Origin of the sequence: Saccharothrix sabaoui (assembly GCF_051756985.1) — a bacterium.
In the GTDB taxonomy this organism is placed as follows: Bacteria; Actinomycetota; Actinomycetes; order Mycobacteriales; family Pseudonocardiaceae; genus Actinosynnema.
Genome location: NZ_JBPKJK010000247.1, coordinates 1 through 8816 on the forward strand (window position 1 = coordinate 1; position 8816 = coordinate 8816).

General features: G+C 73.1%; 9 protein-coding genes. 2 read left to right on the forward strand and 7 right to left on the reverse strand.

Translation table 11 applies throughout. The features are described from left to right. Positions 1-205: 205 nt before the first annotated feature. The 4 genes from purM to ACR807_RS39465 form a co-directional block, all read right to left on the reverse strand. Positions 206-1288 carry a phosphoribosylformylglycinamidine cyclo-ligase gene (purM, locus tag ACR807_RS39450; protein WP_438926647.1) on the reverse strand — a complete coding sequence of 361 codons (1083 nt, stop codon included), beginning with the start codon at positions 1286-1288 and terminating at the stop codon, positions 206-208. Positions 1289-1358: 70 nt separating this feature from the next. Further along, a complete protein-coding gene (gene purF / locus ACR807_RS39455) occupies positions 1359-2891 on the reverse strand; it encodes an amidophosphoribosyltransferase (RefSeq protein ID WP_438926648.1) in 1533 nt (510 codons plus the stop codon). A gap of 103 nt (positions 2892-2994) precedes the next feature. Then, on the reverse strand, positions 2995-3726 hold the full coding sequence (locus tag ACR807_RS39460; RefSeq protein ID WP_438926649.1) for a maleylpyruvate isomerase N-terminal domain-containing protein: 732 nt from the start codon (positions 3724-3726) through the stop codon (positions 2995-2997). A gap of 221 nt (positions 3727-3947) precedes the next feature. Beyond that, positions 3948-4220 (reverse strand): hypothetical protein, encoded by a 273-nt coding sequence (locus tag ACR807_RS39465; protein ID WP_438926650.1) that lies wholly within the window; start codon positions 4218-4220, stop codon positions 3948-3950. 181 nt (positions 4221-4401) lie between these two features. On the opposite strand from ACR807_RS39465, the gene ACR807_RS39470 reads away from it, so the two are divergent. Beyond that, positions 4402-4707 carry a DUF2563 family protein gene (locus ACR807_RS39470; RefSeq protein ID WP_438926651.1) on the forward strand — a complete coding sequence of 102 codons (306 nt, stop codon included), beginning with the start codon at positions 4402-4404 and terminating at the stop codon, positions 4705-4707. Further along, positions 4704-6686, forward strand: a complete 1983-nt coding sequence (locus ACR807_RS39475) for an alpha/beta hydrolase (protein ID WP_438926652.1) — start codon at positions 4704-4706, stop codon at positions 6684-6686. The genes ACR807_RS39470 and ACR807_RS39475 overlap by 4 nt, the downstream gene beginning before the upstream one ends. Positions 6687-6728: 42 nt before the next feature. Here ACR807_RS39475 and ACR807_RS39480 read toward each other — a convergent pair whose 3' ends face one another. The 3 genes from ACR807_RS39480 to ACR807_RS39490 form a co-directional block, all read right to left on the reverse strand. After that, a complete protein-coding gene (locus ACR807_RS39480; protein ID WP_438926653.1) occupies positions 6729-7070 on the reverse strand; it encodes a hypothetical protein in 342 nt (113 codons plus the stop codon). A 14-nt stretch (positions 7071-7084) separates the two neighbouring features. Then, positions 7085-7462, reverse strand: coding sequence for a sterol carrier family protein (locus ACR807_RS39485; protein ID WP_438926654.1), 378 nt, complete (start codon positions 7460-7462; stop codon positions 7085-7087). A gap of 538 nt (positions 7463-8000) precedes the next feature. Beyond that, positions 8001-8816 (reverse strand): ESX secretion-associated protein EspG (locus ACR807_RS39490; RefSeq protein ID WP_438926655.1); only part of this gene is annotated, 816 nt, incomplete at its 5' end.

Genomic DNA, 8816 nt, shown 5'->3' on the forward strand with positions numbered 1-8816 from the left:
GGTCCGCCGCGGCCCCCTCCTCCGTCGCCGCTTGGTACGGGGAGGGGGTTCGGGGGCGTCTCGGCACGGGGGTGGGTTGGCGGCGTTCCGTTCTCACTTCAACCGATGGCGGTAACGGCGTTTTCGTACATGTTCGGGCCCATGTTCACCCGATCGTGAGGTCCGAGGCGCTGTTTCCGCAGGTTGGAGGGGTTCGGGAAGGTAGTCAGAAGCGGGGGTGGTCGCCTACCAGGGTGGCTCGCGGCTCGTCACCTTCGGCGCGGACCACGTCGCCCAGGACCCAGGCGGGCACGTGGCGGGCCGTGAGGACGGCCAGCGCGCGGTCCACGTCCTCGGGGGCGACGACCGCCACCATGCCGATGCCCATGTTGAAGGTCTTCTCCATCTCCGCGCGCTCGACGCGGCCGCGCTGGGCGATGAGGGCGAAGACCGGGGCCGGCGTCCAGGTGTTGCGGTTGAGCTGGGCGCGCAGGCCCTCCGGCAGGACGCGGGCCAGGTTCGCGGCCAGGCCACCGCCGGTGACGTGGGAGAACGTGCGGACCTCGGTCTCGGCGACCAGGGCCAGGCAGTCCTTGGCGTAGATGCGGGTCGGCTCCAGCAGCTCCTCGCCGAGCGTGCGGCCGAACTCCTCGACGTGCCCCTCCAGCGGCATCCGGGCGATCTCCAGCAGCACGTGCCGCGCCAGGGAGTACCCGTTCGAGTGGAGACCGGACGAGCCCATGGCGATCACGACGTCACCGGCGCGCACGCGGTCCGGGCCGAGCATGGCCGACGCCTCGACCACGCCGACGCCCGTGCCGGAGATGTCGTAGTCGTTCGCGCCCATCAGGCCCGGGTGCTCGGCGGTCTCGCCGCCCAGCAGGGCGCACCCGGCCTGCACGCAGCCCGCCGCGATGCCCTCGACCAGGGCCGCGACCTTGTCCGGCACGACCCGGCCGATGGCGATGTAGTCCTGCATGAACAGCGGTTCGGCGCCGCAGACCACGAGGTCGTCCACGACCATCGCGACCAGGTCGATGCCGATCGTGTTGTGCTTGTCCAGCGCCTGCGCGACGGCGATCTTCGTGCCGACGCCGTCGGTGGAGGACGCGAGCACCGGCTCCTTCCAGCGGTCGAGCTTGAGCTGGAAGAGGCCCGCGAAGCCGCCGATGCCGCCGAGCACTTCGGGACGCTGCGCCTTCGCCGCCCACGGCTTGAGCTTCTCCACCGCCTCGTCGCCGGCTTCGATGCTTACCCCAGCTGCGGCGTAGGTCGCCTTGGCGCTGTCCGTCACTTCTCTGTGCTCCATGGTGTCGCGGTGCCGGCGTCGCGGCCCCGCGGTCGGGTCGAGGGCTGGTCGTCGGCCCGTTCCGGCCCGGTCAGGGTCGGCGCAGGGCGTCCTCGGCACCGTACCCGTTCGTCAGGACGGGAGCGGCCGAGCCCGAGACACCGCGGATGCCCTCCAGCAGGTGCTTGCCGATCAGCGCGTCGTCGGGCAGCGGAATCGGGTAGTCGCCGTCGAAACACGCCGTGCACAGGCGGGTCTTCGGCTGCTCGCTGGCGGCGATCAGCTGCTCCAGCGACACGTAGCCGAGGCTGTCCGCGCCGACCGACCGGCGGATGCCGTCGTTGTCGAGGCCGTTGGCGATCAGCTCGGCGCGCGAGGCGAAGTCGATGCCGTAGAAGCACGGCCACTTCACCGGCGGCGACGCGATCCGCACGTGCACCTCGACCGCACCGGCCTCGCGGAGCATGCGGACCAGGGCGCGCTGCGTGTTGCCGCGCACGATCGAGTCGTCCACGACGACCAGGCGCTTGCCGCGGATCACGTCGCGCAGCGGGTTGAGCTTCAGCCGGATGCCGAGCTGGCGGATCGTCTGCGACGGCTGGATGAACGTGCGGCCGACGTAGGCGTTCTTCACCAGGCCCGAGCCGTACGGGATGCCGCTGGCCTGGGCGTAGCCGATCGCGGCGGGGGTGCCGGACTCGGGCACCGGGATGACCAGGTCGGCCTCCACCGGGTGCTCCACCGCGAGCCGGCGGCCGATCTCGACGCGCGTGGCGTGGACGGAGCGGCCGGCGATGGTGGTGTCCGGGCGGGCCAGGTAGACGTACTCGAAGATGCAGCCCTTGGGTTCGGGGTTGGCGAACCGGCTGGACCGCAGGCCGTTCTCGTCGATCGCGATCAGCTCGCCCGGCTCGACCTCGCGGACGAACGACGCGCCCACGATGTCCAGCGCGGCCGTCTCGCTCGCCACGACCCAGCCGCGCTCCAGCCTGCCGAGCACCAGCGGGCGCACGCCCTGCGGGTCGCGGGCCGCGTACAGCGTCGACTCGTCGGAGAACGTGAGGCAGAACGCGCCGCGCAGCGTCGGCAGCAGCTCCAGGGCCGCCTGCTCGATGCCGATGTCGGCGGCGTGGGCGGCGAGCAGGCCGCACACGAGGTCGGAGTCGGTGGTCGCGCCGTGGCCGGTGTCGACACCGGCCTCGCGGGCCTTGACCAGCAGTTCGGCGGTGTTGACCAGGTTGCCGTTGTGGCCGAGCGACAGGCCGGAGCCGGTGGCGGTGGTGCGGAACGTCGGCTGCGCGTTCTCCCACGTGGTGGAGCCCGTGGTGGAGTAGCGGCAGTGGCCGACGGCGACGTGGCCGCGCAGGCTGGACAGCACCTGCTCGTCGAACACCTGGCTGACCAGGCCGAGGTCCTTGAAGACCACCACCTGGCTGCCGTCGCCGACCGACATGCCCGCCGCCTCCTGGCCGCGGTGCTGGAGGGCGTACAGGCCGTAGTAGGTCATCTTCGCGACCTCTTCGCCAGGAGCCCAGACGCCGAACACACCGCATTCCTCGCGGGGTTCGCGCTCTTCCTGTGAATCGTGGTCGGTGCGGCCGGTTGCGGACTGGTCGGTGACCACCGAGTGCTCCCTAGCGACGAGGTCGGGCTGCACGACCGAGTGTACGGCGAACGGAGGCGCATCCAGGGCCGGCAGGAGGCCGACTACGTGATGAAACGCACCCTCACTCCATCTTCAGGGCGAACCACACCTGCTCCTCTCCGGTGCGCTTGACGGGCAGCCGACCCCACAGCCCGTAGTGCACGAGCTGCGCCTCACCGGTGACCTGGAGGTCGGTCCGCTCCCCCGGCCACGCCGCGCGCACCTCCGGCACCAACCCGGGTGTGAACGTCACCACCCACGCCTCGGGCACGTCGGTGAGCTGCACCAGGGCGGTGCCCGCGGCGCTCGGCGGCACGTCGGTCGAGTGCTTCGCGGCCAGCAGGGTGGTCAGCGCCTCGTCGATGCCGTCCACCGCGAAGTCCGCGTCGCCCGTCACCAGTTCGCGCAGCGCGGCCTGCGCGTCCCAGCGGCGGAGGTCCATCTCGTGCGCGATCCGCCGGTGCCACACCCACGCCAGGTCGGGTGCGGCGGGCGAGAACGTCCAGGCGGCCCGGTTGCCCGGGGTCGCCGGCAGCAGCTCGGCCGCCTTCGCCAGCTGGGCGTCCAGGTAGTCGAGCGGGGCCACGCCGGCGGGCGGCGGTGGCAGCTTGAGCTGCACGGTGCTCCCGGTGCGCAGGTACTCCAGCGACGTCTCCAAGAACCGCCCCACGTGCAGGGTCAGCTCGGTGAACGTCCAGCCGGGGCAGCTCGGCACCGCGGCGGCGGGGTCGGCCTTCCCGACCGCCGCGCGGAACATCGCCGCCTGCTCGGTGAACACCTCGGTCCACCGCTGGGTGGTCCAACCTCCTGGCACGTCCGGCCTCCCCGCCACTCTCCGCCGTTCACCGCTGTCGTCGGTGGGCCACATCGTGCCGCACCGCCCGGACCGGGCGCGCCCGAAGCCGCACATCGATGACGACGCGTCCACGACGACGGGACTACGGGACTACGGGACGGGCGGGCGGGCGGGAAGACAGGAGGACGCGAGGACGCGAGAGCGGGTGAAGAGGAGAGCGGTGCGGGCCCACGTAGTGGCTAGCCCGCCCGCACGTGCACCCCTCCCCGCCACGCGATGGCCAGCCGGTGCGCGGGCGGCCTCAACGGGTAGGGCCGGCCCGGGAGCACCGATGAGGCCAGACGGGTGATGCACGCCCGCAACGCCCGACAGAGCAGGACCGAGCGCGACGGAGCCCGGTGGCGGCCTCCCGATGGCTGGATCAGCACGTCAAGGGCGTGCGCCAGCCAGGCGCGCGGGTCGGTGCGGTACTGGAAGCGGTGTGCGGGGCGGGAACGGGGGTTCTTGGTCATGCGTCCATGGTCGAACGGCTGTTCGAGATGAGCAAGATCACGATCGAGTGATTCGGGAGGGGGAGACGGGAGGGTTCCGGATTCACCCACCCGGCCCCGTGCCGCGTGGGAACCGGGGAGGATGACCGTGCGTCGCACCTCCAGCGGCCGGCGGCACGAAGGGCGGGTAACCGTGTTCGGTGTGCAACCAGAGACGTTGCGCGCGGCGTCCAAGCAGTTCCACGAGGGCGCGGACGCGACGGGGGACGGCGCCGAGCTGATCTCCATGCTCAGGCTGGAGGCGGACGCGCTGGGCCAGGTGCCCGCGGCGGCCGAGTTCGTGGACGCGCTGGCCAGGTGGGCCGGCGAGCAGTCCGACGACCTGCGCCGGGGCAGCGCCTGGTACCGCGACGCGGGCGACGGCCTCACCGAGAACGCCGACTCCTACCAGCGCGCGGACGACGACTCGACCGCCTCGTTCCGCGGCATCGAGGGGGGCATGGCGTGAGCTACACCGATCCCGAGGTCCTGTACGGCCGGCTGGCGACCGGTGACGCCGGGCGCGTCGCCGCGGCGGCCGACCCGATCACGGGCGCGCGCAGCGCCGTCGGCCGGGCGGGCGACTCCGTGGCGGCGGGCGGCTCCACGGCGACCGCGACGTGGCAGGGCTCCTCCGCCGACAGGTTCCGCGCGCGGGCCGAGCTGTCCTCGAAGTCGGCGGCGGTCGCGGGCGAGCGCCTGGCCGCCGGGTCGGACATCGTGCAGGCCGCGTCGCGCGCGTACGGCCAGATGCGCGGCAGCGCCGACCAGCTGATCGACTTCTGGCGCGGCCGCTCGCCCGCCCTGGACGAGGCGCAGACCCGCGACCTCGCCAACCGGGTCAACGAGCAGCTCACCAACGTCAAGAACGGCTACGAGCGGGTCCTGCGCAGCTACGCCGACGCCCTCACCAGGGTCCGCCCCGGGTTCGAGGAGACGGCGGGCCGGGACGCGGGCTGGGCGTCCGCCGTGACGGCCATGCGCACCACCGCCGCCGTGCCGGGTCCCGGGACCGACCCGAAGCAGGTCGCGGCGTGGTGGAAGTCGCTGACCAAGGAGCAGCAGGACGAGCTGCTGCGCACCAGGTTCCAGGAGCTGGGACAGCTCCGCGGCCTGCCGTCGGGCGTCCTGAACGAGGCGAACCTCGCCCGCATCCAGGACGACGTGCAGCGGTTCGGGGCGCAGCGCGACCAGCTCGACGCGCAGATGCGGGACCGGGCGCGCGAACTCGGCCTCGACCCGGACGACTCCGGCGACGTGGCGCGGCTGCTCAACGACCCGCAGTACGCCTCGCTGCGCGACCAGTGGCAGGAGGCGTCGACCAAGGCCGAGAACGCGCAGAAGGCGTCCGCCAGCGTCGAGCAGGCCAGGGAGCTCGCGCACCAGAAGGGCTGGCAGGAGGGCGACGTGCGCGTCCTCGCCTACGACCCGTACGGCCCGCGCGGCGACGGCGGCATCGCGGTCGCGTTCGGCGACCCGGACACCGCCGCCAACCTGGCGGTCTGCGTCCCCGGCACCGGGTCGGACATGGGCAGCTTCGGCCTGGACCAGGCGGCGAACCTGCGCGAGCAGATGGGGCCGAACGGCAACGCCACCATCCAGTGGCTGGGCTACGACGCGCCGGGCTGGGCGATCGGCGAGGTCGACAACCCGGCGCAGGCCCGCGAGGGCGGCGCGAACCTGGTCGCCGACGTGAACGGGTACCGGGCCGCCGCCGAGGCCGCGGGCAACCGCCAGCACCTGACCGTGATCGGTCACTCCTACGGCTCCACGACGGTCGGCTACGCGGGCATGAACGGCCTGGCCGCCGACGACATCGCGTTCATCGGGTCGCCGGGCGTGGGCGCGTCGAACGTCGACCAGCTCTCGGTGGGACCCGGGCACGTCTACGTGGGCGCGACCGAGCACGACCCGGTGGTCCAGGGCACCAGCAACAGCTGGTTCACCGAGGACGGGTCGTCGATCGGCCCGTACGACGACCGGTTCGGCGCGACGGTGTTCGGCACGACCGACTCGTCGATGATCGGCCACGCGCACTCGGCCTACTACGACGAGGGCACCGAGTCGGTGCAGAACCTGGCGCGCATCGCGACCGGCGACGGCGGCTCGGTGACCGCGCAGAAGTGGTACGACGACCCGCTGGGGCCGTCGCTGCCGGGGTCGAACCTGCCGGTGGTCGGGCCGGTCGTGGACGTGGTCAGCGGCACGGTCGCGGGCGCGGCGGACCTGGTCGGCGACGCCGGGACGGGGCTCTACAACGCCGGGCGCGACGCGTGGAACGGGAACTGGTCCGACGCGGGCACCGGGTTGCTCAACACCGGCAAGGAGATCGTCAGCGACGGCCTGGACGTCGTGGTGGGCGGGGTCGGCGACGTGGTCGAGTTCGGGCGCGACGCGGTCGAGGGCGTCGGCGACGTGTGGGACAAGACCGTCGGGTCGTGGTTCTAGGCGGGTCGCGGTTCTGGGCGGGTCGCGGTTCTGGGCGCGGTTCTAGGCGGCGCGGCAGGGACCGGTGTCGGTCTTGAGGCCGACGTCGTCGAGGCTGTTGTCGTCCGACTGCCGCACCTGGCACACCAGCGCGTCGCCGACCGCGGTTCCCTCGGGGACTTGCTCGTCGGTGACCGACGCGTGGGAGAACCCCGCGACGGAGTCCGGCTTCTCCTGGTCGAGTTCCAGGCGGAAGCGGCTGCCGACGGTCTCGGTGCCGGTGAGGTCCGTGCGGGGTGAGACCTCGACGACCTTGAACCTGACCTCGCCGGACCACTCGCTGCCGCACCCGACCAGGGCCGCTCCCACCGCGAGGACGGCGGCACACGCCTTCAGCGCCTTCACCCGGTCGAGCTTAGTCAGAAGCGCAGCAGCGGGAGGAGGTTCGAGAGGTCCGCTCGGCTGCCGGAGGCGGTGACCTTCGCCCCGTCGAGGGCGTCCGACCAGGTCCGGTGGCCGACGGCGAGTTCCAGCCAGGTGCGGGGGTCGGTCTCGATCACGTTCGGCGGGGTGCCGCGGGTGTGCCTGGGGCCTTCCACGCACTGCACGGCGGCGAACGGGGGGACGCGCACCTCCACGCTGCGGCCGGGGGCGACCTGCTCCAGGGTCCGCAGGCTGAGGCGCACGGCGGCGGCCAGCACCGGGCGGGGCGGTTGGTCGGCGTCGCCGGTCAGCCAGGGCAGCACGGCTTCCACCGCGGCGCGCACCTCGTGGGGGTCTGCGGGCTTGGACGGCACCCGCCCAGGTTAGCGGCGGTGTCGGCGCAGGTCGCGCGATGCCTGACGAGGTCTGCGGGGTCACTTGCCCCACAATCAGATTGTTCAACAATCCTCACGGCGACCTGCTTTGGTCCGGGTGAGCCGCATGAGCGGTCGGAGACGGCTGGTGGTGACCGGAGGCCGGGAGCGGAGGGCGGCGGCTGGAGGGCGGCGGCTGGAGGGCGGCGGCTGGAGGCGAGGGCGGGGCGCCGGAAGCGGCGAGGCGGCGGGACAGCCGGGCGGCAAAAAACGGCGGAACGGCTGGGGCGGCGGAGTACTGGGGTCGAGGACCGGAGGGGGTGCCGGAAGGGCGGGGTGCCGGGCGACCGGAGGTTTCAGGGATGCCCGGCGACCGGAGGTGCGAAGGACCGGATGCCCGGCGACCGGAGGCGCGGGAACCGGAGGCGCGGGGAACTGGAAGCACTGGCGGCGCGAGGGACCGGAGGCGCGGGGACCGGCGCGGGGAACTGGAAGCACTGGCGGCGCGAAGGACCGGCAGTGCCGGCGGTATCGGGGGTCAGGGCTGCTTCGCGGCCCGCACCGCCTCGCCGAGCAGTTCCTCCACCTGGTGCACGAGCCGGCGGGAGTCGGTGGGGGTGAAGGTCGACCACGGCTCGGTGCCGTTCGACGCACGGCGCTGCTGGAGGTACCGGCCGTCCTCCGTGTCGAAGAACGCCACCACGCGGTCGGGGCGGCAGCGCTTGCCGTACTTGTCACGGGCCGCCGCGCCGAAGTTCCCGGTGTGCACCAGGCCGGTGAACATCTTGACCAGCGTCGTCGCGTCCTCCTGGCGCACGCCGTGCTCGCGCAGCGAGTTCTCCAGCGACCTGGGCGACCCGTCGGACTTCTTCACGGCCGTTTCGAGGTCGGCGCTCGGCATGGTCACCGAGTGGCCGGTGCCGGCGGGGTGCGCGGGCAGCACGCCCAGCACGGCGCCCGCCAGGCCGGACCCCGCCGCGTGCCGCAGCGTGAGCCGCGAGTCGGTCAGCGTGGCCAGCACGCCGTGGTCGCCGTTGGCCGCGGCCAGCACGCGCACGCTCCGGCCGATCCACACCCGGCCGTCCACCTCGCGCTCGGGGCGGGACAGCAGCCGCAGCAGGTGGTCGAGCTCCGGGGCGAGGCCGCGCGGACCGCCCAGGCCCCGCGCGCCGATGCCGTCCCACGCGCGCCGCTCCAGGTCGGCGCGCTCGGCGTGCGTCTTCCCCGGCGACGGCACCTTGACGACCAGCGGCATCTGCCCCAGGTCCAGGCGTTCCCAGAGCACGTCGAACTCCTCGGCGGAGAGCGTGATCGGCTCCCGCTCCGCCGGGCCCCCGAAAAACGTCACCGCGAC